This window comes from Devosia sp. Micro-HW1, assembly GCF_056341075.1.
Map to the genome: position 1 here is coordinate 3,128,133 of NZ_CP094375.1, position 26,225 is coordinate 3,154,357.

Genomic DNA, 26,225 nt, shown 5'->3' on the forward strand with positions numbered 1-26,225 from the left:
CTCCTTATTCGGCATTGATGCAATCGCCCACGGCGCGGCGCAGGGGCAAGATGCCGCTGTCGAAATGGCGCGTGGGGTGTACGCGGTTGGTCAGCAGCGTCCAGGCATGGCCGCGGTCGAAATCGAGCCACAGGCCCGTGCCGGTGAAGCCGGTATGGCCGATCGTGTCGCGCGACGACAGTTCGCCACCCGACCAGCCCTCATAGGGCCGTTCCCAGCCATGGGTGCGGCGGCCCGAAAGCGGCGTGCGGATCAGCGCATCGGGGCCAGCGCTGTTGAGCTTGGCCGCGGCGAAGTCGAGGACGCTGGTGACGGTGCCGAAAAGACCGGCATGGCCGGCGCCTTCGAGCGCCGAGCAATTGTCGTCATGCACTTCGCCCACCAGCACGCGATGGCGCCAGTAGCAGTCCTCGGTAGCGGCGGCGCTGGCCGGATCGGCCGACCAGGCAAAGCCCGTGCCGGCATCCTGCTGGCGGATCCATTTGCCCTCGATGCGTTCGAGCGCGAGGCCGAGGAGGATGAAGTTGATGTCGGAATAGACAGCCGGGCCGGCGGCAAACTCATGCTGCAGCAGGAAGGTGCGCAGCAGGTCCGGATCGCGCCCATAGGTATAGAGCGGGAAGACGGCCGGATAGGGCGTCTGGTGCCCGAGGCACTGGCGGAAGGTGACCTTGCGTTCCCAATTGTCGAGGTTGTAGTGCCGATAGTCGGGCAGGACGCTGACCAGCGGCGCGTCGAGGTCGATGCGACCGCTTTCCGCCAGCGCCAGTATCCGTTCCGTGGTGAACAGCACCTTGGTCAGCGAAGCGAGGTCGAACCAGGTGTCCTCGGTCATCGGCCGGCGCATCGGCACGGTCTGCGCCTCGCCAATGACGCGGGTGGCGCGATTGCCGTCGCGGTCGACGACGCCGAGAATGCCACCGGGAATGCGGCCCGTTTCGATGGCCCGGGCGAGCGGCGCAAAGGCGCGATCGAGCTTGTCTTCGACAGTGGTCATGCGTTTTCCTCAAGACGGACGCGATGGTCCTCGCCGGCGTCGCGCCATTGCGCGGGGGGCGGTTCATAGCCAGCCGGGCGGACCAGGGAAGGGACCTGCGTCATGTCGACGGCAAAGGTCTGGCGGCGGCGCTCGACGGCCGGCACGGCTGCGATCAGGCGCCTGGTATAGCTGTGCTGCGGCTCGGCCAAGACGGAACGGGCATTGCCGATCTCCACCACCTGGCCGGCAAACATCACCGCAATGCGGTGCGCGATGCGTTCGACCACGGCCATGTCATGCGAGATGAAGAGATAGGCGAGGCCGAATTCGTGCTGCAGGTCGATCAGGAGGTCGAGCACGCGCGCCTGCACCGAGACGTCGAGCGCCGAAACGGCCTCGTCCAGCACCACCACATCGGGGTTGAGCATCAGCGCCCGGGCTATGCAGAGGCGCTGCCGCTGGCCGCCCGAAAACTGGTGCGGATAGCGGGTGAGGGCATCCTGGGGCAGGCCCACCCGGTCCATCAGGAATCTCATCCGCTTGCGCAACGCATCGTCGAGCCGCTGGCCATTGGCAATGGCGGGCTCGGCCAGCAGCGCCTCGACATTGAGACGCGGATTGAGCGAGGCGAACGGGTCCTGGAACACCATCTGCACTGGCCGGCCGGAGCGGGTGGAGGTGACCTGGATGTCGCCGCGCGTCTTGCTATTGAGGGCGAGCAGGGCGCGCGCCGTCGTGGACTTGCCGCAACCGCTCTCGCCCACGATGGCCAGGGTCTCGCCAGGCATCAGGTCGAAGCTCACGCCGTCGACGGCATGGATGGCGCCCTTGGGCTTGAACCAGGCCTTGCCTACCGGGAAGCGGACGACGAGGTCATCGACCCTGACGATCGGGTCGCGGGCTTTGGGACGGGCGCTGTCCTCGCGCACTGCGGCGCCGGAGGTGAAGTGCGGCACGGCGCGCAACAAGTGCTTGGTGTAATCGTGCTGCGGGAAGTCGAGCACCTTGTCGGCTTCGTCCTGCTCGACCGCCACGCCGTTCTGCATCACCATGATGCGGTCGGCTATGCCGGCAACAAGGCCAATGTCATGGGTGATGAAGATCATCGCCATGCCGGTCTCCTGCCTGAGTTCGGCCAGGAGCCCCATGATCTGGGCCTGCACGGTGACGTCGAGCGCGGTGGTCGGCTCGTCGGCGATGAGCAGGCGCGGACTGGCGGCAAGCGCCATGGCGATCATGATGCGCTGGCGCATGCCGCCCGAGAGCTGGTGCGGATAATAGCCGAGGCGCGATTGTGCGTCGGGGATGCGCACGCGGCCCAGCACGTCCAAAGTCGCCTTGTGCGCCTGTGCGCCGGTGAGGCCCTTGGAGAGCCGAAACGCCTCCTCGATCTGCGATCCGACAGTATGGACTGGGTTGAGCGAAGTCATCGGCTCCTGGAAGATCATGCCGACATCGCGGCCGCGAATGCCCAGCATGGCTTTTTCATCGGCCTTGGCGACATCGATGACGGAGCCGTCGGCGCGGGTGAGTTCGATGGCGCCATGGGTGATGCGGCCGCCGCCGAAATCGACGAGGCGATTGATCGACAGTGCCGAGACCGATTTGCCCGAGCCGCTCTCCCCGACAATGGCGAGGGTCTGGCCGGCATCGAGGTCGAAGCTCACGCCCTTGACCACTTCGTTGGCGCGAGGGTCCTGGCCGAAGCCGACGCGGAGGTCGCGGACAGAAAGCAGGCGGGTCATGCTTCCCTCCTCTGGGTGCGCGGATCGAGAATATCCCTCAAGGCATCGCCGGTGAGGTTGAAGCCGAGAATGCCAAGCATGATGGTGATGGCAGGAAAGATCATCAGCCACGGCGCGTGCGTCATGAGATTGCGGCTCTCCGCCAACATCAGCCCGAGCGACGGGGTCGGCGGCTGGGTGCCGAGGCCGAGGAAGCTCAGACCCGCTTCGGTGAGCAGCGCCCAGGCGAGGGCCAGGGTCACCTGCACGGCCAGCGGCGCGACGAGGTTGAGCAGCAGGTGGCGGGTCAGCACATAGGACTGCGAACTGCCAAAGGTGCGGGCGGCATCGACGAAGTCGCGCTGCTTCAGCGACAGGGCTGGACCACGCACCACGCGGGCAAAGATCGGCGTATAGACGATGGCGATGGCGGCGACGCTGGTCGCGGTGCCGGGGCCGACAATGGCGATGATGAGGAGCGCGAGGAGGATGGCCGGAAAGGCCAGCAGCACGTCCATGATGCGCATGAAGATGCCGTCCCAGATCCCGCCCCACCAGGCCGAGAGGAGGCCGATGATCGTGCCGGCAAGGGTCGCGATGGCCACCGAGGAAAAGGCGATGATCATCGACTGGCGGATGCCCACCATCAGGCGGCTGAACGTGTCACGGCCCAGGAGGTCCGTGCCGAACCAATAGGTTGAACTGGGGGGCTTCAGGCGGTCGATAGCATAGAGTTTGAGCGGATCATGCGGGGTCAGGCCCAGCGTGCCGAGCACCGCAGCCAGCAGGTAGATGCCGATGATGACGAGGCCAATGCGCCCCGAAGGATGCCGGAAGAGGGCCGAGAACAGGCTTTTCATCAGCGCCCCCCGATCCGGATGCGCGGATCGAGCGCGACATAGGCGAGGTCGACGAGCAGATTGACCACCAGGAAGTTGAAGGCGATGAAGAGGATCGTCCCCTGCACCAGCGCATAGTCGCGCTGGGTGATGGCATCGAGCACGAGGCGTCCGAGACCAGGCAAGGCAAAGATCTGCTCGACGATGACGGCGCCACCCAGAAGATAGCCGAATTCCACACCGCACAGCGTTACGACAGGAATGAGCGCATTGGGCAGGGCGTGGCGCCAGATGACCCTCATTGGTGAAGCGCCCTTGGAGCGGGCGGTGCGCACATAGTCATCGCTCAGCACATCGAGCATGGCCGAGCGCGAGATGCGGGTGACGGAGGCGGCAAAGGCAAAGCCGAGCGTGATGGCGGGAAAGATCAACTGCGCCATGCTGGCCAGCGGATCAACGAAGAAGGGCGTGAACGTGCCCATGGCCGGCACGAAGCCGAACCAGACCGAGAGCACATAGATGATGAGAATGCCGATGACGAAGCTCGGGGTCGACTGGCCGAGCATGGCCAGGACCCGCACGATGAGATCGCTCGGGCGCTCATTGCGCGAGGCGGCGAGCACGCCCAAGGGAATGCCGACGCTGAGGGAAATCACCATCGACATCAGCGACAGCTGCAAGGTCAGCGGGAAACGCTCGAGGATCACCTGCAGGACGGGCTTGCCGTAGATCGAGGAGATGCCGAGATCACCCTGAAACAGGCCGCTGAGCCAGCGCAGATACTGCTGCCAGACGGGCTGGTCGATACCGAAATAGGCGGCCAGCGACTCGCGCTGGGCGGGCGTCAGCAGGCCCGCTTCGGTGCCGAGCATGGCCGTGATCGCATCGCCCGGCACCAGCCGGATCGAGACGAAGACCAGGATGGAAACCCCCAGCAGGATCAGGGGAAAGGTCAGCAGGCGCTGAACCACGTAACTCATGAAATCGGACCCTGTGGGAAGGACCGGCCGATGCGGCCGGCCCTTTTCGTTGTGAGGCTTACTCTACAGTGACGTCGACGAGGCCGAACAGCGTGCCGGTCGGCGACGGCACGAAGCCGGTCACTGTGTTGAGCGAGGCGGTGTAGCCATAGCTGGTCGAGAGCCAGAGCCACGGAGCCTGTTCGGCCAGGTGGCTTTCGAAGGCCTGGAAAATTTCCACGCGCTTGGCCGGGTCGGTTTCGGCCTGGCCCTGCTTCATCAGGCTGTCGAGCGTGTCGTCGACGAAGTTGGAGACCTTGAGCAGGTTGCCGTCCTTGGTGAAGTAGCGGTTGTACATCGGGTAGGGGTCGGGACGGCCACCATTGAGCGCCACGGCCATGTCGAAGTCACCGGCCAGCCAGGTGTCGACATAGACGTTGAGTTCCATCATCTCGATTTCGAGATTGACGCCGATCTCGGCCAGCTGGGCCTGCAGTACCTGAGCTTCCGAGGCGGCGACCGGCGGTTCGCCAGTGGCGGCGATCACCGTGGCGGTAAAGCCGTCAACGCCCGCTTCGGCCATCAGCGCCATGGCCTTTTCGAGGTCCTGCGTGTAGCAGAAGAGGTTGTTCGGATCCTGTGCAAAGGCCGGCATGGTGAGGGGACCGGTCACCTTGCCTTCACCGGCGAGCGCCGCATCGATGATGGCCTGGCGGTCGATGGCGCAGCTCATGGCCTGACGCACGAGCAGGTTGTCCATCGGCGGACGCGAGGGATTGAGCTGCAGCACGTTATAGGCGAGCTGGCCGACACGGTTGAGGGTGAGGTTGGATTCCATCGGCACGAGGGTGGCGACCAGCGGGTCATTCAGGAGGGCGAAATCCGTCTGGCCGGCGCGCAGCGAAGCCAGGATCGCCATTTCGTCGGGCAGGACCGAAATGGTGATGCCCTCGACACCGACCTCGCCACCAGCCCAGTCGGCATTGGCCGAGAGCACTTCGCGCGAATTGGGTTCCCAGCTGTCGAGTACGAACGGACCCGAGCCAATGGCCTCGGTGCCGACCGTGCCGGCCTCGATTTCCGAAGCGGGGACCACGGCAGCGTTGATCGTGGCCATGGCGACCAGGATCGGCACATCAGCGGTCGAGAGGTTGAATACGACGGTCGTGTCATCGGGCGTGTCGATGCTCTCGATCGACAGGAAATTCGAGCGGGCGGCCGCGGCGGTCTCTTCGTCGAGCAGGCGCTCGAACGAGGCCTTGACGTCAGCCGAGGTCACCTGCGCGCCATTGGTGAACTTGGCGTTCGGGTCGAGCGTGAAGGTGAGGGTCTTGGCGTCTTCGGCAAATTCCCATTCGGTGGCAATCGCGGGAACGACGTTGAGATCGGCATCGAGGCGCACCAGCGGCTCATAGATCAGCTCGAGCAGGCGCAGCGACGAGAAAGCGGTCTGCTTGTGCGGGTCGAGGCCGGTGGCGTCCTGCGACCAGGCCATGCGCAGTTCGGCGGCCTGGACGGGCAGCGCGGCGCTGACCGAGGTCAGAGCAGTGGCCACGGCGAGGCCGGCCAGAAGTTTCCTGGAAAATAGCATTGTCGAGTTCCCTCTCTGTTGGGCCGGCTCCACGCATGGGTGCCGTGCCAAAGGTCGTCCGGTGCGGGCCAACAGCAGCGTCCCTCGCCCCCGGCCACACCAACCTCTGCGACAAACCTATGAAGTCAGGGCTTTGTCTGTCAATAATTTTCAAGATTGAAGTTTGTTCTGAACTTTTGTTTCAATAGGGTTCCGGACGCGGCTCATATAGGGTCGCGCCGATTTCGGGCCGGGCTGGCGCGAAAGGGCCAGGCGAGGGGAATTTCTTGGGCATTCAGACGAGCATAGAAGCATCTGCGGACAGGTTCACGCCAGCCATGCAGCGTGTGGCATCGGTGATCCGCGACCAGCCGCGCATCGTGCTCGAGCAGACAATTTCCGAACTGGCTGAGAGTTGTGGAACGTCGGTGGCCTCGGTCGTGCGCTTCTGCCGCACCCTGGGCCTGTCGGGTTATGCACAACTGCGCATGCAATTGGCGACCGAACTGGGCAAGGAGGCGGCACAGTTCGGTTCCGATCTCATGCTGGGTGCCGAGATCGCCCAATCCGACACCTTGCAGGAAATGGCCTCCAAGGTTGCCTCGCTCGAAATCCTGGCGATCGACGAAACCGTGTCCGGCCTCGACTATGGCGCGCTTGAACGGGTCGTGGCTGCGCTCGACGGGGCCGAGCGCATCCTGCTGTTCGGCATTGGCGCCAGCCAGTTCGTCGCCCAGGACCTGCACCACAAGCTGTTTCGTGTCGGCCGCAATGCTTTCCTTCTGGCCGATCCGCATGAGGCCTGGACCGCGGCTTTGCTCTCGCCACCCGGTACCGTGGCCCTGGGCTTTTCCCATTCCGGAGCGACTGCCGATACGGTGCGGTTTCTCGAAATCGCGCGCCAGGCCGGCGCCCTGACGGTGGCCCTGACCGGATCTCCGGATTCGCCCCTGGCGCGGGCTGCCGACGAAAGGTTGATCAGCCGGGCGCGCGAAAGCCGGCTGCGGGCCGGCGCCATGGTCAGCCGCATTGCGCAACTGGCCATCGTCGACTGCCTGTTCCTCGGCGTCGCCAGCCAGCGCTACGAGCAGACGGTCGATGCCCTGCAGCGCACGCGGGACGTGACGCATCCGAAGTGACGGCTTAGCTCTTGTTCAAACGCGATGCCGTCCTCGCGAGGACCATTCTCCACCGGCAGGTCGTAGCTGTCGTGAGTGGCCCTCGGGTCAAGCCAGAGGGCGGTCGGTTTGGTGGACGACTTACCCGCCCCACAACCCCGAAGCCCCTGTTCCGATTCCCCCACCGCGATAAACCAGCCCATCCGGCCGGTCTTCGGCCAGTAGCAGTGGCCCGTCGAGGTCCACCCACTTCGCCTTCGATGCCAGGAGTCGGGCCGGCAACATCGAGAGCGACGTGCTGACCATGCAGCCCACCATGATGGAGAGACCCAACTCCTCGGCCCGCCGTGCCACGGCCAGCGCCTCGGTGAGGCCGCCGGTCTTGTCGAGCTTGATGTTGATGGCGTCATAGCGGCCGACGAGGTCCTCGAGGCCCTGGAGGGCGTGGACGCTTTCATCGGCGCAGATGGGGACGAGATGGTCGATGTCGGCCAGCGTCGCATCCTGGCCGGCAGGCAGGGGTTGTTCCACCAGTTCCACACCGCAATGCCGGCAGATATCAAGAAGGACGCCGAGATCCTCCACATGCCAGCCTTCATTGGCATCGACCACGAGGCGGCTATTGGGCGCGGCAGCGCGAACGGCGCCCAGGCGTTCCGCATCGCCGGGCGCACCGAGCTTGATCTTGAGGAGCGGCAGATGCGCCACCCTGGCGGCTGCATCAGCCATGGCGTCGGGCGAGCCCAGGCTGATGGTGAAGGCGGTTTCGATCCGCTCCGGCAGGGTCACCCCCGCCAGGGCGGCGACAGTGGTTCCTGCCAACTTCGCCTCGAGGTCCCAGAAGGCGCAGTCGATCGCATTGCGCGCGGCTCCCGGCGGCAGTTCGCCTTGCAGGTCCAGCCGCGTCATGCCGGCCGCAATCGCGGGCGCCATGCCCTCGATGGCGGCAAGCGTCGTTTCCGGCGTCTCGCCATAGCGGGCATAGGGCGTGCATTCGCCCCGGCCCACCTGTCCGTCCTTTTCCAGTCGCACGCTGACAACCACGGCCTCGGTCTTGCTGCCCCGGGCAATGGTGAAGTTACCGGCAATGGGAAAGCGCTCGATGGTTGCAGACAGCGTGGTCATAGGCGGTCTCAGGCGGGCATGGGGCGGAAAAAGTGGTTCTCGCCCACCTGGCTTACTTCGGGTTGCGCCAGTGCCGCCTGTTTGCGGATTTCCTCGATCCGGCCGAGCTCGTCGGCAAAGCGGATGTCATCAAACCGCCGGTCGGGGTCCGGCACCGCCGAGAGCAGCAGGCGCGTATAGGGATGGCGCGGATCGTCGAGCACCTTGTCGACGGCGCCCCATTCCACGATCTGGCCGGCATACATGACCATAATGTCGTCGGCGACATAGCGCGCCGTGGCGATGTCATGGGTAATGTAGAGCAGCGCCAGCTTGAGCTCGGCCTTCATGTCGTTGAGCAGGTTCAAAATGCCCTGCCGTACCGAGACGTCGAGCATCGAGGTCGGCTCATCGGCGACGATGACCTGCGGATTGACCGCCAAAGCGCGGGCAATGGAAATGCGCTGGCGCTGACCACCCGACAACTCGTGCGGAAACTTGCCCATGATGAGCTTGGGATCGAGCTTGACCCGTTCGAGCAGTTCCTCGATGGCTGCCTGCCGCTGGGAAGAGGTGAGCCCCTTCTGATGCAGTTTCAGCGGTCGTTCGAGATGGTAGCGGATCGTGTGGGTCGGGTTGAGCGATGAGAACGGATCCTGGAACACCATCTGCACGGCCGAGCGATAGGCCTTCAGCGCCTTGGCATCAGCCTTGCCGAGCGGGGCGCCGCGGAACATCAGCCGCCCTTCGTCGGGCGTGTATTCGCGCATGATGAGGCGGGCAGCCGTGGTCTTGCCTGAACCGGATTCCCCGACCAGTGCCAGCGTGCGGCCCGGATAGAGGGCAAAGTTCACGGCGCGTGCGGCATAGACCGTATGCTTGGCGTCGCCGAAAACCTTCGAGACATTGTCGAGGGCAAGAATGGGGTCACGTGTCACGGTCATGGCGTGGCCTCCACGCGGGTCTGCTCGCCACGCAGCTTGGGCATCGAGGCCCAGAGCTTCTTGGTATAGGGGTGCTGCGGCTGGCGGTAGATGGTCTGGGCCTCGTTCATTTCCACCAGCTTGCCTTCGAGCATGATGCCGATACGGTCGCTCACCTGCACCATGAGCCCGAGATCATGGGTGATGAACAGCACGGCAAAGCCGAGCTTTTTGCGCAGCACGTCGATGCGCTGCAGGATTTCGCGCTGCACCACCACGTCGAGCGCCGTGGTCGGTTCGTCCATGATCAGGAGTTTCGGATCGAGCGCGAGGCAAATGGCGATGACGATGCGCTGGCGCATGCCGCCCGAACACTGATGCGGGTAGGAATCGAGCCGCTCCGGCGCGATGTCGACCAGCTTGAGCAACTCGGTCGCGCGGGCGCGGGCCTCGGCCCGGCTGATCGGGCCATGGGCGCGCAGCACGTCGTAGAACTGGGTCTCGATCGTGAGAACCGGGTTGAGCGAATTCATGGCGCTCTGGAACACCATGGCGACTTCCCGCCAGCGGAATTTGCGCAGTTCGTCGTCGCTGAGGTCGAGCACATTGCGCCCCTCGACGAGGATTTCGCTGCCCGTGCGGATCAGCGCCGGCGGGCGGTGCAGGCGGCTCACCGCAAAGGCGATGGTCGACTTGCCGCAGCCCGATTCCCCGGCCAGGCCGAAGAACTCGCCGGGGGCGATGTCGAAGCTGACATCTTTGACCGCGTGGAAATCGCTTTCGGCGCCAATATAGTCGATGTTGAGATTGCGGACGGAGAGGACGGGCGTGGTCATAGCTTGCCCTCCCCGATGCGGACCATGCGGGTCCAGCGATTGAGCATGCCGCCGGTGCGAAGCCGCGGATTGGCGATTTCGTCGATGGCGAAGTTGATGAGTGCCAGCCCGAGGCCAAGGAAGGCCAGGGCGAAGCAGGGCGAGAGCAGGTCCCACCAGGCGCCGACCGAGAGGGCCGCCGCGTTCTGCGCATTGTAAAGCATGATGCCCCAAGAGACGGTGTTGGGATCGCCCAGGCCGAGGAATTCGAGCGTCGCTTCGGTGATGACGGCGAAAATGACCGAGCCGATGAAGTTGATGCCGACGATGGAAATGAGGTTCGGGAAAATCTCGAACAGCATGATCCGCCAGCTCGGCTCGCCCAGCATTTCCGCCGATTTGACGAGGTCGCGCTGGCGTATCGAGAGCGTTTCCGAGCGGGTGACGCGCACGCCCCAGGCCCAGGAGGTAAAGCCCAGGATCACGGCGATGACCAGCGGGCTCGCCTGGCCGATGAAGGCGGCCAGCACCAGCAGCAGCGGCAGGTTGGGAACAACCAGAACCATATTGGTGAAGAAGTTGATGACCTCGTCGACGACGCCGCCCTTGTAGCCGGCGATGATGCCGAGAACCGTGCCGATCACGGTGATCATCAGGCCCGCGCCAAAGCCCACGGCCAGCGACACGCGCGCGCCATAGACCAGGCGCGAGAACACGTCATGTCCCAGACGGGTCGTGCCCAGCCAGTGGTCCCAGCTCGGTGGCTGGTGCGGCCGGCCGACGCGCTTGACCGGGCTGTATTCGGTCAGGAACGGGGCAAAGATCGCCACGAGGAGAATGATGGTGAGAATGATAAGGCCGGTCATGGCCTTCTTGTTCTGCAGCAGTTGGCGGATGAGCTTCATCGCGTCAGGCCTTCTTGAGACGCGGATCGAGCAACACATAGCTCAGATCGACGACGAAATTGGAGACAAGCATCGCTGCGGTCATGATCAGCAACTGGCCCTGGATGACAGGATAGTCGCGCGCGATGATCGCCTGATAGAGCGTGTTGCCGAGGCCCGGATAGTTGAACACCACTTCGGTGACCAGCGAGCCGCCCAGAATGGTGCCGATGGCGATGGCGAGGCTCGACACGGTCGGCAGCAGCGCATTGCGCGCCGCGTACCAGATCATGACATTGTTGTCGGAAAGACCCTTGGCGCGGGCCATGACGATATAGTCTTCGCCCAGGAGGTTGATCATGTTGTTGCGCATGGTCACGGCAAAGCCGCCCGAGAGCACGAAGACCAGCGTCAGCATGGGCAGGGTGCCATGGTAGATCACGCTCGAAATGTATTCCCAGTTCCAGGCCGGATCGATCAGCGGATTGGCGGCATAGCCATTGGGGAACCAGCCCAGCGTGTAGCCGAAGACGAAGAGCATGATCAGCGACACGACCACGGCCGGCACCGAGCTTGAGAAGATGGCAGTGAGCGAAATCACCGAGTCAACGAGACGCCCGCGGCGCCACGCTGCGAACACGCCGAGGAAGCTCCCGAGGGTGAAGCTGATGACGGTGGCAATGCCCATCAGGCCCAGCGTCCAGACCAGGGCGCGCCCCAGCAGTTCGGTGACGGGCAGCGGGAAAAATTTGATCGACCGGCCCAGATCGCCGGTGAAGACGCTCTTCAGATAGGCGAAATATTGTTCGTGCAGCGGCGCATCGATAAAGCCGAAGGTCAGCTTGAGCGCGTTGAGGTTCTCGAGGCTGAGCTCGGAACCGGCGCTGGCGAACATGATCTGGATCGGGTCGCCCGGCATCAGCCTGGGCAGGAAGAAATTGATGGTGGCGGCAACAAGGAAGGCCGCGAGGTAGAACGCCAGTCGCCGTAGCAAAAAGGCCATGGTGATGTGTTCCCTTTCAATTGGTCCGTGCCTGACCCCCACCCGACCTCCCCCTGAAGAAGGGGGAGGGGTGGAGCGAGGTCGGCCACGGACCTGGTTATTGCCACCGATGTGGCTCCTCCCCCTGGAAGGGGGAGGTTGGGTGGGGGTTGAGACTCAGGACTGAGCCTTATTCAACCGGATCGAGATCCAGCAGCTGCAGCAGGCGGGCCGGGTTGGCGTTGGAGACGACCGGCGAGTACTTCGGATTGTCAGCGTCGGCCCAGCCGGTGAAGCGGCTGGTATTGTACTGATAGAAGGCCGGGCTGTTGTAGATCGGGATGATCGGCAGGTTCTCGGCCACGATCAGCTGAGCCTGGTCCATCACGGCCTTGGCTTCCGCCGGGTCCTTGATCTGGGTGTACTCGGCCAGGAGCGCGCTCAGCTCGGCATTTTCCCAATGCGGCGCGGTGAAGCGCGACTTGCCGAAATCGTTCGGGTTGAACGAACGGATATACGGGAAGTAGGGGTTGGCCGCCGAGGCGAGGGCGTTCAGCGTCATCGAATAGGTGCCGTCGATCAGGTTCTGGGTCCAGACCGCAGCTTCCGGCGTCGACATCTTCACGTTGAGGCCGGCTTCGCTAAGGCTCTCAATGGAAATCTGCACGGCGTCGATCCAGTCGGTCCAGCCGTTCGGCACCATGAAGTCGATGGCGATCGGGGTGCCATCGGGATTGTCGCGGAAACCGTCGCCATCGGCATCGACATAGCCGGCAGCATCGAGCGCGGCGATGCCGGCTTCGAGGTCGAACTGGCCATACTGGCCGAACTGGGCGTCGACTTCCGGATTGGCAAAGGACGCATAGAGCTCGCCCAGGGCAGCCGGATCGTCATTGACCAGCGGGTAGCCGTAGCCCGCAATGTCAACGATCGTCTGGCGGTCGATGAGCTGCGACAGGGCGCGACGGAAGTTGACGTCGGTGAAGGCCTTGCGGTTGTTCTCGTCCGGGGTGGTCATGCTCACCTGGAGCGAGACCAGGCTCGACGGGGTAAACCAGTAGTGGTGATGCTCCGGATCCTTGGCGACAAAGGTGTTGTCGATGTCCGGGATGAAGCTCGTTGCCCAGTCCAGGGTGCCGTCGGCCAGGGCCGAAAGAACCTGCGGATTGTCGGCGAGCTGCGGCATGCGCAGGCAGTCGACCTTGAGGTTTTCAGCATCCCAGTAGTTCGGGTTGCGGCACTGTTCGTAAACCTGAGGCGTGAAGCGGGTGATCTCGGTCATCGGACCCGAACCCACCGGGTTTTCGTTGGCGAAGGTCACCGGATCGGCAATGTCGGCCCAGACGTGCTGAGGCACGATCGGCATGCCGACAATGGTATTGGCGATCAGAGCATTGGGTTCGTTGAGGTTGAACTTGACGGTGCGGTCATCGACCTTTTCGACCGAAGCGAGCTGGGCCGAGACGGAGATGAAGTCGAGGGCCGGGAACTGCTTGATGTAGTCGTAGGTGAACACGACGTCGTCAGCATCAAGGGCCTCGCCATCCGACCACTTGAGGCCGTCACGCAGCACGAAGGTGATCGACTTGAGGTCGTCAGCCAGTTCGTAACTTTCGGCGAGGCGGAAATTCGGTTCGTTGGCCTTGAGGCGGTTGAACACAACCAGCGGCTCATAGATGAAGTCGAGCGTGGTGTAGCGCGCCGAGGTCTGGCCGAACGGGTTGAAGTTGCGCACGAACGTGGTGGTCTGCTCGGACACGAGGGTCAGCACATTGCCGCTGGCCTCCTGGGCCTGGGCGGGCGCGGCCGCCAGCAGAGCCAGCACGGATGCGGTGGCAATCCATGAAGTTCTGGTCATCTCAATATCTCTCCTTGTTATCGCGGTTCGCCTTCAGGCGAAGCCGTTCTCCCTGAAAATTCCCTCCACCTCGGCATGCAGGGACTGCACGTCGAAGCGGCTTGACCCGAGCCGGGATTCGGCGCGGGCAATTCTGGCGAGGCTTTCATCGCTCAGCGGGTTCGCCGCCTTTGCCGCCGCCTCGCTCGCGGCAAGATCACCCTGGCTGTGCAGGGCGATGTCGTAGCCGGCATCGAGGCAAGCGCGCACTCGTTCCGGCCATGTTCCCTTGAGCGCCTCCATGGTGAGGCAATCGCTGATCAAGACGCCATCGAAGTCCAAATCATGGCGGATCATCTCGCAGATGACAGGCGATACCGAAGCGGGGCGCTCGGCATCGATCTGCGAGAAGATGAGATGAGCGACCATGGCCCAGGGCGCATCCTTGAGGGCCACGAAAGGCTTGAAGTCGCTGCCGGCCATGTCTTCGACCGTTGCGTCGACCACCGGGCAGGTGAAATGCGGGTCGACATTCACCCGCCCATAGCCCGGAATGTGCTTGAAGATCGGCATCGAGCCCACTTCGAGCATGGCCTCCACGACCACGCGGCCCAGGGTCGTCACCAGTTCCGGATCGTCGCCGAAGGAGCGGTTGCCGACGACATTATGGGTGCCGGGCCGAGCCAGGTCGACGACCGGGGTGGTGCCGCTGCCCAGACCCAGCTCGCTCAGCATGGAGCCCATGGCGAGGGACGACAGGCGCAGGGCGCGCTTGCCGGCCTCGAGATCCTTGCGGGCGAGGGCCCCGAAATCACCGAGCGAGCGGTAGAGCGGCCAGTTGCCGTTGTCGAGCCGCTGCACGCGGCCGCCTTCCTGGTCAATATAGACAGGGGCGTCGTCGCGGCCGACCGCTTCCTTGAACTGCCCGACCAGATGCTTGATCTGGTCGGGATTGTCGAGATTGCGCTTGAACAGGAAGAGGCCGAACGGATTGGCTTCACGGAAGAAGGCCATTTCCGATGGCGACAGCTCATGGCCCGGCATGCCAACGAAAAGGGCGAGCGGCGTAGACGACATAGGCTTAGTTTCCCTGCGGCTGCGGCTTGATGCGCAGCAGACCCTGATAGATGTCCTCCTTGTCGGAGGGGATCGGCATGGCGCCGGCGGCACTGACGTAGAAGTCCACCGGGCCGGCGGAGCCGACAATTGCATAGGCGTAGCCCTGCGCCTTCATGGCGACGAGCGTGTGATGGAAGAGCGCGAGGCCGATGCCCTTGCCGCGCTGGTCCTCCGAAACGCCGGTCGGGCCAAAAAAGCCCCGCGCGGTGGCGTCGTAGCAGGCAAAGCCGACCAGCTGCCCGTCCACGGTGGCGATGAGGCATCCCGGTGGCTGATGCGCCATGGCGGCGCTGACTTCGCTCACCCAATATTCGGAAAAGTGCTTGCGCACCCAGTCCTTGATGATGTGCTGCTCGGGCGGCAGGGCGACGCGAATTGTGGCTTCGACCCCTTCGGCGCGCGCCTTGAGGTCATCCAGCTTGCGGCTGTAAAGATTGACGAGAAGGTCCATGCCGTTGCCCTCAGCTGGCCGCGCGCGGCTGCGAGGGCGCGGCGGCGCGGCGCAGGAAGCCGTCGGCATTGGCCAGCGCGATCTCTGCATCGGCCACGTCGAGGCCGGTCAGCGCCATCAGGATGGCAAGCTTCACATTATTGTTGCTGGCGACGAGGAATTTCTCAGCATCCTCGGGCGAACAACCGGTCGCATCCACGAGGATGCGGGTGGCGCGGGCGGCGAGCTTTTCGTTGCTCACCGACAGGTCGACCATGAGGTTTTCGTAGGACTTGCCGATGCGGATCATGCTGGCCGTGGTCAGCATGTTGAGAACCAGTTTCTGGGCTGTGCCCGACTTGAGGCGGGTCGAGCCCGTCAGCGCCTCGGGTCCGACAAGGGGCGAGATGGCGATGTCGGCCATGCGCGCGATGGCCGAATCCGGATTGCACGACAGGGCCGCCGTCACCGAGCCGACTTGTCTGGCATAGTCGAGGCCACCAATGACATAGGGCGTGCGACCGCTCACGGCGATGCCGACGACAACGTCCTTGGCGGTGAGGTTGATCTTTTCGAGGTCCTTGCGGCCCTCCTCGCGGGAGTCCTCGGCCCCTTCGATCGGATGCCGCAGGGCGCGGTCGCCGCCGGCAATCAGGCCCACGACCATGCCTTCGGGCACGCCGAAAGTCGGGGGGCATTCGGAGGCGTCGAGCACGCCGAGGCGTCCGCTGGTGCCGGCGCCCATATAGACGAGCCGTCCGCCGGCCTTGAAGGCTTCCACGATGCAGTCAACGGTCGCGGCGACTTCGGGCAAAACCTTGTTCACGGCCTCTGCGACGCGCGCATCCTCCGTATTCATCGCCGTGACAATCTCGGACGAGCTCATCAGGTCGATCTGCATCGTATGCGGATTGCGGGCTTCGGAAACGAGCTGTTCCAGCTCAGCCATGAGGGTGGTTTTTGCCATTGTGCCTATGCTCAAGTTCCGGCCGGATGCTAGAAGTGAATATTCCGGCTGTCAACGAGACAAGGAATATTGTATTCCAAAATTCGCGCTTTCCACATCGGCCTCGATCGGGGGAGAGTGGGAAGTGGCGGGAGAAGCCAGTTGCAAATGGAGCGGTGTCGGCTTTAGTCCTCGAAATCGGGGGCCGGAGGTGGCGCCGGTGTCACGGAAGCCGAAATGTCTGTCCTGAAAGTTCTCAGCGCCAAGCTCGACACCATGACCCAGGCCGATCGCCAGATCGCCCAGTTCATCATCGATCACCCCGAGCAGATGCTGACCCTGTCCTCGGTCGCCCTGGCCGAGGCCACCGGGCGCAGCCAGTCCAGCATCGTCAAGTTCAGCCAGAAGCTGGGCTATGCTGGTTACCAGCAATTGAAGCTCGCCGTGAACAAGGCCAAGGCGCTTGAATGGCACACCCCGGGCGGGGTCATTCACGGCACCATCGACGCGGCCGACAGCTATGTCACCATCCTGCAAAAACTGATCGGCTCCAAGCTGCTTTCGATGCGCGAAACCCTCGCCGCCAACAACGAAGCGACCATTGACCTGGCGCTGGAAGCCCTTGGAAATGCAAGGAAAATCCAGCTTGCTGGTGTCGGTGCGTCTTCGCTGGTGGCCAAGGATTTTTCTTACAAGTTGCTGAAGCTGGGACGCATGGCGCTGATCGACAGCGACAGCCATATCCAGATCTCCAACGCTTCGGCGCTGAACAGCGCCGATGTGCTGCTGGCCCTGTCCCATTCGGGCCGCAGCGTCGAAACCCTCAGGATTGCCGAGGTGGCCAAGCAGCGCGGCGCCACCGTCATCTCCATGACCGGGCTGCAGCCTAACCCGTTGATTGATCTGGCCGATATTCACCTCTTCACGGTGGCGGACGAGGAGCGGGTGCGCTCATCGGCGATCACCTCGCGCGACGCGCAGCTGATGCTGATGGACATGCTGTTCATCCTGATGATCCGCGAGCAGGCGGATGCGCATGACTTCATCCACAATTCCGAAAGTGCAGTCACGGTGCTCAAGGCCCGCTGACCCCGGCTCTCCCGGCTCTCCCGGCTCTCCTCCTGGCCCCCTGTGATGAACGGTTTTTTGGACCGGTTTTGCGCTTTTCCTTGGCGCGCCTATCGTAATTGAATATTCTTGACACCGCTCTTTCGTGGAATTTAGTATTCCAATCTGAGAGTCCTGGAAGGGGCCTTCGGGAGACCCGCGTGGGGTGGGTCGGGACGGGAGAGCAATGTGGCTCAGCTATCGCTTCGCGGCATCAAGAAGCGTTTTCGCGAAACCGAGATTCTGCACGGTATCGATCTCGAGATCGGTGACCGCGAATTCGTGGTCTTTGTCGGCCCCTCCGGCTGCGGCAAGTCCACCCTGCTGCGCCTGATTGCGGGCCTCGATCCGATTTCGGACGGCGACTTCGTGCTCAACGGCACGAAGATGAATGACGTCGCGCCCTCGCGCCGCGGCATTGCCATGGTGTTCCAGTCCTACGCGCTCTACCCGCATATGGATGTCTACGAAAACATGGCCTTCGGCGCCCGCCTCATGGGGCTCGACAAGGCCGAGGTGGAAAATCGCATTGCCGAGGCCGCGCGCATGCTGCGCCTCGAACCTCTGCTCAAGCGTAAGCCGCGCGAGCTTTCCGGCGGCCAGCGTCAGCGCGTCGCCATCGGCCGGGCGCTGGTCAGGAAGCCCGACGTGTTCCTGCTCGACGAGCCGCTGTCCAATCTCGACGCCGCCCTGCGCTCCGAGGTTCGCCTCGAGATCGCCAAGCTGCATCGCGAGATCGGCGGCACCATGATCTACGTGACCCATGACCAGGTCGAGGCCATGACCCTGGCCGACAAGATCGTGGTCATGAACAACGGGCGCATCGAGCAGGTCGGCTCGCCGCGCGAACTGTTCGAGACCCCCGCCAATACCTTCGTTGCCACCTTCATCGGGTCGCCGCGCATGACGCTGGTGGACGTGACGCGTGAAGGCGATCGACTGGCGGTTGCCAATGGCGGTTCGATCGCGACCGGCGCGCTGCCTGACGGGGCCGCGTTCAAGCTGGGCCTGCGGCCCGATTCGGTACATTTGCAGCGCGGTCCGGGAGGCGAGGGGCTCTCCGGCCGCGTCGAATATACCGAGTATCTGGGCGATAATGCCTATGTCTATGTCCGGCTTGCCGACGGCACGCTGCTTTCGGCGCGGACCACGCCCAATGACCTCTTTGCGCCAGACGAGACGGTGACCGTGACGGTCGCGTCAGGGGCTGCGCATTATTTTTCCGCCGAGGATGGCCGGCGGCTGAGCCCCTGAGGCTCGGAAAAGATCATTCCAAGACGTTTTCAAGGGAAGGGAAATCCATGAAGAAAACTGTACTTCGCACCGGGGCCGCATTGGCCGCCGTGCTCGTCGCCGCCCCGGCTTTTGCCCAGGATCTGACCTTCTGGAGCTGGCGCCAGGAAGACAAGGCTGCCTATGAACAGTTCATCGAAACGTTCGAGGCGGCCAATCCCGGCATCACCGTCACCTTCGAGACGTTTGAGGCCACCAATTACAACACCATTCTCTCGACCGCCCTTGCCGGTGGCACGGGCCCCGACGTGATGATGGTGCGCGCCTATGGCGGGCTCGAAAACGTCGCTGTTGCCGGCTATCTCGAAGAGCTGACCACCGAGAGCGTCCCGGCCCTGGCCGAATTCGCCGCCCCGGCCCTCGCCGCTGAAAGCGTGCGCGCCGACAACAAGCTCTATGCCGTGCCCTTTGCCAGCCAGACCCAGCTGGTGATCTATAACAAGGCCCTGTTCGACGCCAATGGCCTCGAAGAACCCCAGACCTGGGACGAGCTGCTTGCAGCCAGCCAGACGCTCAAGGATGCCGGCGTCATCCCCTTTGCCAATGGCACCGCCACCGCCTGGCAGAACGAGACCGTCACCTTCGGCCTCGGCTCGACGCTGATGGGCAAGGCCTTCTATGACGAGCTGATGGCCGGCACCGCTGATTTCACCGATGAGCGCTTCACCTCGGCCCTGGCCTCGGTCAACGAGCTGGCCCAGGACTACTTCCCCGATGGCTTTATCGGCCTCGACTATCCCAGCGCCCAGCAGCTCTTCTCCTCGGGCATGGCCGGCATGTTCGTTGGCGGCTCCTATGAGCTGGCGACCTTCAAGGCCCAGAACCCGGATATCGAACTGGGCGTCTTTGCTGCGCCCGGCAGGGCCGCCGAGGACGAAAAGCTGGTCGGCCTCTATTTCGACGGCGGCTATGCCGCCAATGCCGCCGGCGCCAACAAGGAAGCCTCGGTAAAATTCCTGAACTACCTGGCCAGCCAGGAATTCGGCCAGGCCTTTGCCAATACGCTCAACAACATCTCGACCATTCCGGGCGTCACCTTCGACAACCCGCTGCTGGCCGAGGTCAATGAGCTCAACCAATCCTCGATCCCCTACCTGATGCTCGCCCATTTCCGCTATGGCGAACCCTCGGGCTCGGTGCTGATCCAAGGCGAAATGCAGAAGCTGTTCGCCGGCGAAACCACGCCGGAAGCCATCGGCGAGACCCTGACCACCGGTCTGGCTGCCTGGTACGAGCCCTTCCAGGACTAAGGCGGCCACTCCCTCCGCCAAAGGGGTGGAGCATTGGGCTCCTCCGGGTCCTCCGCTTCACCCCACCCTCATTCCCTCCCCATCAAGGGGAGGGAGGCGCAGGCATCAGTCGCCTGTGTTCATCGTCTCCCTCCCCCTTGTGGGGAGGGACCAAGGGTGGGGTTCTCCCACGCAGAAAAGCCCAAGCGAGCCCCCAATGCCTCAGTTTCGGATGACAGGTCGCGGCCTCTGGATCACGGTGCTGATCGTGCCGCCGCTCGCCTTCGTGGCGCTGTTTATCGTCTATCCGATCATTTCGGCCTTCGCCTATGCCTTCTTCGACTGGCAGGGCCTGAAGCGCCTCGACTTCGTGGGGCTGGAAAACTTTCATACCGTCCTCTTCGTCGAGCCCTACCGAAGCTGGACGATCAACGCCTTCAAGAACAACATCATCGTCTTCTTTGCGCTCATGGTGCTGCAGAACGGGCTGGGCTTCATCCTCGCCTATGCGCTCTGGCGCGAATTGCCCGGCGCCCGCTTCCATCGCATTGCGGTGTTCCTGCCGGTGGTGCTCTCGACCATCATCGTCGCCTATCTGTTCAAGCTCTTCTATCACCCGCTCTTCGGCGTGGTGAATGTGACCCTGCGCAATATCGGGCTCGACTGGCTGGCTCAGCCGTGGCTCGGCCAATCGAGCACGGCGCTGGGCAGCATCATCGTGGCGCAGGCCTGGCACATGGTGGGTTTCCCCACCCTCGTCTTCCTCGCCGGCATGCAGCGCATCCCCAGTGAAATCCTCGACGCCGTGCGCATGGAAACCGAAAGCGAATGGGTCAAGATTTCAAAGATCGTCTGGCCGCTGGTCGCGCCCAGCGCCACCATCGTTTTCACCCTGCTGTTCGTAGGCGCCTTCAACTGGTTCGAACTGCCCTACATCATGGGCGGACTTGATGGCTCGCCCTTCGGCTCGACCGATGTGCTGGGGCTCTATTTCTACCGCACGGCCTTCGGCAATGTGTCCTCCGGCCAGCAGGATTTCGGGCTCGGCTCGGCTCTTGCCGTGCTGATCTTCCTCTTCGTTGCCGTCGTTGCAGCGGTCATCACCACACGGCTGCGCGCCAGGGAGATCCAGCTATGAGCGCCGCCAAGGCCGACTATTACGACCGCCGGGGGATTCTGGGCGCGCTTGGACGCGACGGGCTGTTGCAGGTCATTCTCATCGCCAACACCATCCTGATGCTGGCGCCCATCGTCATCATGGTGTTCTCGGCCTTCAAGACCACGCCGCAGATCTTTGCCTCGCCCTTCGGTCTGCCCGATTTCACCCAGGTCCAGAATTTCGTGAAAATCTGGAACGAGACCAATTTCCTGCGCTACCTCGTCAATTCCTTCGTCGTCACCAGTGCCTCCATGGTGCTGATCCTGACGCTGGGAACCATGGCCGCCTATGCGCTGGGGCGCTACGCCTTTACCGGCGCCAGCTTCATCCTGATGTTCTTCATCGCCGGGCTGACGCTGCCATTGAAGCTCGCCATCATCCCGCTCTTCATGCTGATGCGTGATCTCTCCATCCTCAACAATCAGCTCTCGCTGATCTTCGTCTATACGGCCATGGGACTGCCCTCGACCATCTTCATCATGACCGGTTTCATCCGCACCCTGCCCAATGAGCTGGAAGATGCGGCACGCATGGATGGCGCCTCGGAAGCGCGCATCATGTGGTCGATCATGCTGCCGCTGGTGCGCCCCGCCATGGTGATCGCCGGCATTCAGAATGTCGTGCCGATCTGGAATGACTTCTTCTTCCCGCTGGTCTTCATCCAGAACGATAATCTCAAGACCCTGCCGCAGGGGCTGACCACCTTCATGGGTGAATATACGACCGACTGGGGCGTGCTGTTCTCGGGCCTGACGCTGTCGGCCGCGCCCATCATCATCATCTATATCGTGCTGTCCCGGCAGTTCATCGCCGGCATGACCTCGGGCGCCATCAAATGAGACTTCCCAAGGGCCTCGTCGTCTCCTGCCAGGCCCGGAGCGACAATCCTCTTCACGGCCCTCAATTCATGGGCGCCATGGCGCTGGCCGCGCGGGATGGCGGCGCCCTCGCCATCCGTGCCAATGGCCCGGCCGACATTGCTGCCGTCAAGGCGGCCGGCCTGCCGGTCATCGGCATATACAAGGTCTTCTCCGAAGCCTGGCCGGTTTATATCACCCCCGATTTTGCAGCGGCCCGAGCCATTGTCGAAGCCGGCGCAGAAATCGTCGCCCTCGACTGTACCGAGCGGCCCCGCAATGGCGAGCATCCCAGCGTCCTGATCCGCCGCATCCGGGACGAGCTGGGGGCGGAAGTCTTTGCCGATATTTCGACGCTGGACGAGGGCCTCAAGGCGGCCGCCTGGGGCGCCGATTATGTGTCCACGACCCTCTCGGGCTATACCGAGGCGACCATGCCCAAGCCCGAAGAGCCCGACCTGGCGCTGGTCGAGGCCCTGGCGGCGCGGCTGACCGTACCCATCGTCGCCGAAGGACGCTACAATAGTCCCGAACTGGTCGCCTCGGCATTTGCTTCCGGCGCCCATGCCGTGGTGGTGGGAACCATGATTACCAATCCGCGCGAGATTACCCGCGCTTTCGTCAAGACCGGCGTGCCCGCGTGACCCAGGTCCATCTCGGGCTCGATGTCGGCGGTACGGCCAGCCGCTGGGTTGCCTGCGACGCCTCGGGCGACCTCGTGGCGCGCGGCAATGCCAGCGGCGCCACCGCCCACGTCTTCAACCCGGCCGAGCATGTCAGGCTTGCCGGCGTCTTCACCACAGTCGCGGCAGAACTCGGCGCAGCCGGGATGGTCCCCGCCAGCCTTTGTGCCGGCATGACCGGCTTTGGCGCGCCCGCTACGGCGGAGATCCGCGCCATGGCCAGCGCGGCGCTTGGCCTCGACCCGGACCAGATCCTCGTCATGGACGATATTGCCATGGCCTATGCCGCCCATTTCCGGCCTGGTGAGGGGCATCTCATTTCCGCCGGCACCGGCTCGATCGGCATTCACGTGACCCGCAATGGCGAGGTCATCCGCGTCGGCGGCCGCGGCATTCTCATCGACGATGCCGGGTCGGGCAGCTGGATTGCTCTCCAGGCCCTCGACCATATGTATCGCGCCCTCGACCATACCGGCTCCTTCGAAGAACTGGCCGAACTTGCCGCACAGATGTTTTTGGCTGTTGGCGGCAATGGCTGGAGCGATGTCCGGCAGTTCGTCTATGCCGGGGATCGCGGCCGTATCGGTACACTGGCCGTGGGCGTGGCCAAGGCGGCCGAAGCCGGCGACCAGACGGCGCTCGATATTCTGCGCCGTGCCGGGGCGGAACTGGCGGGCCTTGGAGAGGCCCTCAGCAAGCGGGCCGGGCCAGGCCCGATTGCGCTGATCGGCGGCGTGCTCAACCTGCACAAGGTCATAGCTGAGGAAATCGCCTGGCGTTTTCCGGGCGTCGAGGTAACGCGGCCCAGCATCGACAGCGCCCTCTCGGCCGCGCGGCTCGGGGTGAGCGAGGGCGGCGCCGCCTGGCGTCCGCTCTTGGCACGAGGCCTCTCTACGCCTTGAGCGCGGCCTTGCGCGCGATCATCACTTCGATGCCGTCGAGCATGCGCTCGAGACCGAACCTGAAGGTCAGGTCCGGATCGCCCAGCCCATAGAGCTCGCCGACGATCGGGCCGACGCGGCTGGCAACGGGAAAGGGTGTCCAGTCGATGGTTTCGAGGAAGGGCGCTATGGCATACCACCACTCGTCGTCGCTCATGCCGGTCTGCTGCTTGACCTGCGCCGCCCGCGCCACGTCGCGCACCGCGCCATAGACATAATTGGTGATCAGCGACACGGTCATGTCCATCTCGACCTCGTCGAGCCCGAGCCCATCGACGACGCTCAATATCGCCTCATAGGCCCGCAGCGTATTGGGGCCCAGCACCGGCCGGTGCGTGCCCACCTGCAGCGCCCAGGGGTGATCGAGATAGAACTGGCGATAGGCCCTTGCCACCATGGTGATATTGTCGCGCCATTGCGCCGGCTCGAACCGCGGCAGGTCGGCGCCTTCGGGTCCGCCGGCAATGGCGTCGATCATCAGGTCTATGAGCACCGACTTGTCGGGGATGTGGGTGTAAAAGCTCATGGCAGAAATGCCCACCGCCTCGGCCACGCGCCGGGTGGAGACGGCGTCGATCCCCTCGGCGTCGGCAATGGCGATGGCGGCCTGCACGAGGTCGGAGAGATTGACCTTGGATTTGGGCCCGCGCTTGCCGGCCGCCACTCTGCCCCAGAGCAGGTGCAGCGATTGCAGCGGGTCACCCCTGCCGGAAATCTCTTCGGCCATGCCATCCTCGAAAAATACTCTTTACACCGTACGATGTTCTGCTAAACATTGTGCGGCGTATAGAGTTTAATTGCGCATCTCGTAAAAGTCGAGCGCCTGTCGAAATCATCCCTGCTGACACGTCATGTCGGCGGGCGGGGTGAGTGTGCGTCCGGGCGCAAGGGGGAACACATGATCCATGCAAGAGATCTGACTCGCAGTTTCAAGACCAAGACCGGACCGGTCGAGGCCGTCAAAGGTTTGAGCCTCGATGTCGCCGAGGGCGAACTCGTGGCCTTTCTCGGCCCTAATGGGGCTGGAAAATCCACCTCGGTGCGCATGCTGACGACATTGCTGCCACCGAGTTCCGGCAGTGCCATGGTTGCCGGTTGCGACATTGCCCGCGACCCGGCAGGGGTGCGCAAGCGCATCGGTTATGTCGGGCAGGGGAGCGGCGCCGGGCAGTATTACAAGCTGCGCGACGAACTCCTCACGCAGGGCGCCGCCATGCGCATGAACCCCGCCGATGCTAGGAAACGCGCTGACCAACTGATCGGCATGCTGGAATTGTCGGGCATGGAAGATCGCATCGGCACCACCCTGTCGGGCGGGCAGAAGCGGCGGCTCGACGTGGCGCTGGGCCTTATGCATGAGCCGACGCTGTTGTTCCTCGACGAGCCTTCCACCGGGCTCGACCCACATAGCCGCGCCAATCTCTGGGAGCATGTCCTGAGGCTCCGGCGCGAGACGGGGATGACCATTTTCCTCACCACTCATTATCTCGAAGAGGCCGATACCATGGCAGAGCGGGTGATGGTCATGGACAATGGCCAGCTCATCGCCGACGACACGCCGGCCCGGTTGAAGGCCAATCTCGCCGGTGACCGCATCACCATCGGCCTTGCCAATTCCGACGCGGCAAGAGCCGCCGAACTGGCGCAGAACCTGCCCCAGGCCCGCGACGTCGCGGTGGCTGACAGCCGCGTGGAAGTGACGGTGGGCGAGGGCGAGGCCCTGCTGCCCGAATTCATCCGGCGTCTGCATGAGGTCGGCGTCGATATTGCCAGTGCCAATGTCCGTCGCCCGACCCTCGATGACGTCTTCCTTGGCCTCACCGGCCGCACCCTGCGCGAAGCGCAGGGCAGCGTGGCCTGAAGGAGAGCGGAAATGGATTTCCTCTACGACGTGAAAACCAGCTTCGTCCGCGAGATGCGGCCGCTGGTGTCCGGCTGGGTCTGGCTGGCCTTCGGCCTCGTGCAGCCGCTGCTCTATATCGGTCTTTTCGTGCCGCTTCTGGGCGATGTCGGGGGCGACGGCGTCTCGCCGCTGCAATGGTTCATTCCCGGCATGATGGTCATGCTCACCCTCTTCGGGACTGCCATGGTGGGCTGGAGCCTGACCGAGGAGTTGATGAGCGGCGTGCTGGAACGCTTCCTCGCCACGCCCATGTCGCGGCCGGCTATTCTGATGGGCCGGGCCCTCAAGGAAATGTTCCCGCTGTTCTTTCAGGCCCTGGTAATGATTGTCATCGCCATTCCCTTTGGCCTGAAGCTCTATCCCGTGGGCATGCTCTATGGCCTTGTCCTGCTCGGTCTCTTCGGCGTCGGTGTTGCGGCGCTCTCCTATGCGCTGGCCATTGCCACCAAGGACAATACCTCGCTCTTCTACATGGTCAGCCAGTCCGTGGCCCTGCCGCTGATGCTGCTCGGCGGCGTGCTGCTGCCGCTCGAAAGCGGACCGACCTGGCTGTTTATCGCCAGCCGCTTCAATCCGCTGACCTACCTCATCGAGGCGGAACGGGCGCTGTTCATGGGCGAGCTGGTCAGCATGACCGTGCTCTATGGCACGCTGGTCGTGGCCGCGACCCTGGTCATCGGCCTTGCCGTAGGCGGCAATGCCATCCGCAAGGCGAGTATCTAGGGCGGATGCGTGATGAGCGCGATCGTCCCCCATCGTCACCACCGGGCTTGTCCCGGTGGTCCAGGGCTCAGCAAGATGGATTGCCGGGACAAGCCCGGCAA

At 63.6% G+C, this 26,225-nt stretch carries 25 protein-coding genes; 10 read left to right on the forward strand and 15 right to left on the reverse strand.

The genetic code is table 11. From position 1 onward, the window contains the following. Positions 1 to 4 precede the first annotated feature (4 nt). From MQW79_RS15095 to MQW79_RS15115, 5 genes are read right to left on the reverse strand one after another with little or no spacing between them, the layout of a single operon-like run. Entirely contained in the window at positions 5 to 997 is a 993-nt protein-coding gene (locus MQW79_RS15095; RefSeq protein ID WP_476585292.1) for a serine hydrolase domain-containing protein, read from the reverse strand. Beyond that, positions 994 to 2,724 (reverse strand): ABC transporter ATP-binding protein, encoded by a 1,731-nt coding sequence (locus MQW79_RS15100; protein WP_476585293.1) that lies wholly within the window; start codon positions 2,722 to 2,724, stop codon positions 994 to 996. The genes MQW79_RS15095 and MQW79_RS15100 overlap by 4 nt, the downstream gene beginning before the upstream one ends. Next, complete coding sequence (locus MQW79_RS15105; RefSeq protein ID WP_476585294.1) at positions 2,721 to 3,563, reverse strand: ABC transporter permease; 843 nt, start codon at positions 3,561 to 3,563, stop codon at positions 2,721 to 2,723. The genes MQW79_RS15100 and MQW79_RS15105 overlap by 4 nt, the downstream gene beginning before the upstream one ends. Then, positions 3,563 to 4,522, reverse strand: a complete 960-nt coding sequence (locus tag MQW79_RS15110; RefSeq protein ID WP_476585295.1) for an ABC transporter permease — start codon at positions 4,520 to 4,522, stop codon at positions 3,563 to 3,565. The genes MQW79_RS15105 and MQW79_RS15110 overlap by 1 nt, the downstream gene beginning before the upstream one ends. A 58-nt stretch (positions 4,523 to 4,580) precedes the next feature. Then, positions 4,581 to 6,092, reverse strand: a complete 1,512-nt coding sequence (locus tag MQW79_RS15115; protein ID WP_476585296.1) for an ABC transporter substrate-binding protein — start codon at positions 6,090 to 6,092, stop codon at positions 4,581 to 4,583. 266 nt (positions 6,093 to 6,358) lie between these two features. Here MQW79_RS15115 and MQW79_RS15120 point away from each other — a divergent pair, with 266 nt between their 5' ends. Next, positions 6,359 to 7,210: a MurR/RpiR family transcriptional regulator gene (locus MQW79_RS15120; RefSeq protein ID WP_476585297.1), complete on the forward strand. Its 852-nt coding sequence runs from the start codon at positions 6,359 to 6,361 to the stop codon at positions 7,208 to 7,210. Between the two features lie 120 nt (positions 7,211 to 7,330). Here the strand turns inward: MQW79_RS15120 and dgcA are convergent, their stop codons facing one another. The 9 genes from dgcA to murQ form a co-directional block, all read right to left on the reverse strand. Continuing rightward, the gene (gene dgcA / locus MQW79_RS15125; RefSeq protein WP_476585298.1) at positions 7,331 to 8,314 is read right to left on the reverse strand and encodes an N-acetyl-D-Glu racemase DgcA; all 984 of its coding nucleotides are present in this window, start codon (positions 8,312 to 8,314) and stop codon (positions 7,331 to 7,333) included. An 8-nt stretch (positions 8,315 to 8,322) separates the two neighbouring features. Next, on the reverse strand, positions 8,323 to 9,237 hold the full coding sequence (locus tag MQW79_RS15130; protein ID WP_476585299.1) for an ABC transporter ATP-binding protein: 915 nt from the start codon (positions 9,235 to 9,237) through the stop codon (positions 8,323 to 8,325). After that, a complete protein-coding gene (locus MQW79_RS15135) occupies positions 9,234 to 10,052 on the reverse strand; it encodes an ABC transporter ATP-binding protein (protein ID WP_476585300.1) in 819 nt (272 codons plus the stop codon). Before MQW79_RS15135 ends, MQW79_RS15130 begins: the two co-directional genes overlap by 4 nt. Beyond that, positions 10,049 to 10,927 (reverse strand): ABC transporter permease, encoded by an 879-nt coding sequence (locus MQW79_RS15140; RefSeq protein WP_476588245.1) that lies wholly within the window; start codon positions 10,925 to 10,927, stop codon positions 10,049 to 10,051. The genes MQW79_RS15135 and MQW79_RS15140 overlap by 4 nt, the downstream gene beginning before the upstream one ends. Positions 10,928 to 10,940: 13 nt before the next feature. Then, the gene (locus tag MQW79_RS15145; RefSeq protein ID WP_476585301.1) at positions 10,941 to 11,918 is read right to left on the reverse strand and encodes an ABC transporter permease; all 978 of its coding nucleotides are present in this window, start codon (positions 11,916 to 11,918) and stop codon (positions 10,941 to 10,943) included. A gap of 169 nt (positions 11,919 to 12,087) precedes the next feature. Then, positions 12,088 to 13,755 (reverse strand): ABC transporter substrate-binding protein, encoded by a 1,668-nt coding sequence (locus MQW79_RS15150; protein ID WP_476585302.1) that lies wholly within the window; start codon positions 13,753 to 13,755, stop codon positions 12,088 to 12,090. Positions 13,756 to 13,788: 33 nt separating this feature from the next. After that, complete coding sequence (locus tag MQW79_RS15155) at positions 13,789 to 14,811, reverse strand: glycoside hydrolase family 3 N-terminal domain-containing protein (protein WP_476585303.1); 1,023 nt, start codon at positions 14,809 to 14,811, stop codon at positions 13,789 to 13,791. 4 nt (positions 14,812 to 14,815) lie between these two features. Next, entirely contained in the window at positions 14,816 to 15,304 is a 489-nt protein-coding gene (locus MQW79_RS15160; RefSeq protein ID WP_476585304.1) for a GNAT family N-acetyltransferase, read from the reverse strand. Positions 15,305 to 15,314: 10 nt separating this feature from the next. Then, positions 15,315 to 16,250, reverse strand: coding sequence for an N-acetylmuramic acid 6-phosphate etherase (gene murQ / locus MQW79_RS15165; protein WP_476585305.1), 936 nt, complete (start codon positions 16,248 to 16,250; stop codon positions 15,315 to 15,317). A 216-nt stretch (positions 16,251 to 16,466) separates the two neighbouring features. Here murQ and MQW79_RS15170 point away from each other — a divergent pair, with 216 nt between their 5' ends. The 7 genes from MQW79_RS15170 (at position 16,467) to MQW79_RS15200 (ending at position 23,459) form a co-directional block, all read left to right on the forward strand. Then, a complete protein-coding gene (locus tag MQW79_RS15170; protein ID WP_476585306.1) occupies positions 16,467 to 17,318 on the forward strand; it encodes a MurR/RpiR family transcriptional regulator in 852 nt (283 codons plus the stop codon). Positions 17,319 to 17,525: 207 nt separating this feature from the next. Next, on the forward strand, positions 17,526 to 18,590 hold the full coding sequence (locus MQW79_RS15175) for an ABC transporter ATP-binding protein (RefSeq protein ID WP_476585307.1): 1,065 nt from the start codon (positions 17,526 to 17,528) through the stop codon (positions 18,588 to 18,590). Between the two features lie 47 nt (positions 18,591 to 18,637). After that, the gene (locus tag MQW79_RS15180) at positions 18,638 to 19,879 is read left to right on the forward strand and encodes an extracellular solute-binding protein (RefSeq protein ID WP_476585308.1); all 1,242 of its coding nucleotides are present in this window, start codon (positions 18,638 to 18,640) and stop codon (positions 19,877 to 19,879) included. 196 nt (positions 19,880 to 20,075) lie between these two features. Then, the gene (locus tag MQW79_RS15185) at positions 20,076 to 20,996 is read left to right on the forward strand and encodes a carbohydrate ABC transporter permease (protein ID WP_476585309.1); all 921 of its coding nucleotides are present in this window, start codon (positions 20,076 to 20,078) and stop codon (positions 20,994 to 20,996) included. After that, complete coding sequence (locus MQW79_RS15190) at positions 20,993 to 21,856, forward strand: carbohydrate ABC transporter permease (protein WP_476585310.1); 864 nt, start codon at positions 20,993 to 20,995, stop codon at positions 21,854 to 21,856. The genes MQW79_RS15185 and MQW79_RS15190 overlap by 4 nt, the downstream gene beginning before the upstream one ends. Next, the gene (locus MQW79_RS15195; RefSeq protein WP_476585311.1) at positions 21,853 to 22,518 is read left to right on the forward strand and encodes an N-acetylmannosamine-6-phosphate 2-epimerase; all 666 of its coding nucleotides are present in this window, start codon (positions 21,853 to 21,855) and stop codon (positions 22,516 to 22,518) included. The genes MQW79_RS15190 and MQW79_RS15195 overlap by 4 nt, the downstream gene beginning before the upstream one ends. After that, positions 22,515 to 23,459, forward strand: coding sequence for an N-acetylglucosamine kinase (locus tag MQW79_RS15200; RefSeq protein WP_476585312.1), 945 nt, complete (start codon positions 22,515 to 22,517; stop codon positions 23,457 to 23,459). Before MQW79_RS15195 ends, MQW79_RS15200 begins: the two co-directional genes overlap by 4 nt. Here the strand turns inward: MQW79_RS15200 and MQW79_RS15205 are convergent. Further along, entirely contained in the window at positions 23,449 to 24,225 is a 777-nt protein-coding gene (locus MQW79_RS15205) for a TetR/AcrR family transcriptional regulator (RefSeq protein ID WP_476585313.1), read from the reverse strand. The genes MQW79_RS15200 and MQW79_RS15205 overlap by 11 nt on opposite strands. 171 nt (positions 24,226 to 24,396) lie before the next feature. Here MQW79_RS15205 and MQW79_RS15210 point away from each other — a divergent pair, with 171 nt between their 5' ends. Continuing rightward, positions 24,397 to 25,359: an ATP-binding cassette domain-containing protein gene (locus tag MQW79_RS15210; protein ID WP_476585314.1), complete on the forward strand. Its 963-nt coding sequence runs from the start codon at positions 24,397 to 24,399 to the stop codon at positions 25,357 to 25,359. A gap of 12 nt (positions 25,360 to 25,371) precedes the next feature. Beyond that, the gene (locus MQW79_RS15215; RefSeq protein WP_476585315.1) at positions 25,372 to 26,124 is read left to right on the forward strand and encodes an ABC transporter permease; all 753 of its coding nucleotides are present in this window, start codon (positions 25,372 to 25,374) and stop codon (positions 26,122 to 26,124) included. Positions 26,125 to 26,225: the final 101 nt, after the last annotated feature.

What these genes read in the sequence shown, in the direction of transcription:
- MQW79_RS15095 (WP_476585292.1), bottom strand. Translation starts at nt 997, where the DNA reads ATGACCACTGTCGAAGACAAGCTCGATCGCGCCTTTGCGCCGCTCGCC.
- MQW79_RS15100 (WP_476585293.1), bottom strand. Translation starts at nt 2,724, where the DNA reads ATGACCCGCCTGCTTTCTGTCCGCGACCTCCGCGTCGGCTTCGGCCAG.
- MQW79_RS15105 (WP_476585294.1), bottom strand. Translation starts at nt 3,563, where the DNA reads ATGAAAAGCCTGTTCTCGGCCCTCTTCCGGCATCCTTCGGGGCGCATT.
- MQW79_RS15110 (WP_476585295.1), bottom strand. Translation starts at nt 4,522, where the DNA reads ATGAGTTACGTGGTTCAGCGCCTGCTGACCTTTCCCCTGATCCTGCTG.
- MQW79_RS15115 (WP_476585296.1), bottom strand. Translation starts at nt 6,092, where the DNA reads ATGCTATTTTCCAGGAAACTTCTGGCCGGCCTCGCCGTGGCCACTGCT.
- dgcA (WP_476585298.1), bottom strand. Translation starts at nt 8,314, where the DNA reads ATGACCACGCTGTCTGCAACCATCGAGCGCTTTCCCATTGCCGGTAAC.
- MQW79_RS15130 (WP_476585299.1), bottom strand. Translation starts at nt 9,237, where the DNA reads ATGACCGTGACACGTGACCCCATTCTTGCCCTCGACAATGTCTCGAAG.
- MQW79_RS15135 (WP_476585300.1), bottom strand. Translation starts at nt 10,052, where the DNA reads ATGACCACGCCCGTCCTCTCCGTCCGCAATCTCAACATCGACTATATT.
- MQW79_RS15145 (WP_476585301.1), bottom strand. Translation starts at nt 11,918, where the DNA reads ATGGCCTTTTTGCTACGGCGACTGGCGTTCTACCTCGCGGCCTTCCTT.
- MQW79_RS15150 (WP_476585302.1), bottom strand. Translation starts at nt 13,755, where the DNA reads ATGACCAGAACTTCATGGATTGCCACCGCATCCGTGCTGGCTCTGCTG.
- MQW79_RS15155 (WP_476585303.1), bottom strand. Translation starts at nt 14,811, where the DNA reads ATGTCGTCTACGCCGCTCGCCCTTTTCGTTGGCATGCCGGGCCATGAG.
- MQW79_RS15160 (WP_476585304.1), bottom strand. Translation starts at nt 15,304, where the DNA reads ATGGACCTTCTCGTCAATCTTTACAGCCGCAAGCTGGATGACCTCAAG.
- murQ (WP_476585305.1), bottom strand. Translation starts at nt 16,250, where the DNA reads ATGGCAAAAACCACCCTCATGGCTGAGCTGGAACAGCTCGTTTCCGAA.
- MQW79_RS15170 (WP_476585306.1), top strand. Translation starts at nt 16,467, where the DNA reads ATGTCTGTCCTGAAAGTTCTCAGCGCCAAGCTCGACACCATGACCCAG.
- MQW79_RS15180 (WP_476585308.1), top strand. Translation starts at nt 18,638, where the DNA reads ATGAAGAAAACTGTACTTCGCACCGGGGCCGCATTGGCCGCCGTGCTC.
- MQW79_RS15185 (WP_476585309.1), top strand. Translation starts at nt 20,076, where the DNA reads ATGCCTCAGTTTCGGATGACAGGTCGCGGCCTCTGGATCACGGTGCTG.
- MQW79_RS15190 (WP_476585310.1), top strand. Translation starts at nt 20,993, where the DNA reads ATGAGCGCCGCCAAGGCCGACTATTACGACCGCCGGGGGATTCTGGGC.
- MQW79_RS15195 (WP_476585311.1), top strand. Translation starts at nt 21,853, where the DNA reads ATGAGACTTCCCAAGGGCCTCGTCGTCTCCTGCCAGGCCCGGAGCGAC.
- MQW79_RS15205 (WP_476585313.1), bottom strand. Translation starts at nt 24,225, where the DNA reads ATGGCCGAAGAGATTTCCGGCAGGGGTGACCCGCTGCAATCGCTGCAC.
- MQW79_RS15210 (WP_476585314.1), top strand. Translation starts at nt 24,397, where the DNA reads ATGATCCATGCAAGAGATCTGACTCGCAGTTTCAAGACCAAGACCGGA.
- MQW79_RS15215 (WP_476585315.1), top strand. Translation starts at nt 25,372, where the DNA reads ATGGATTTCCTCTACGACGTGAAAACCAGCTTCGTCCGCGAGATGCGG.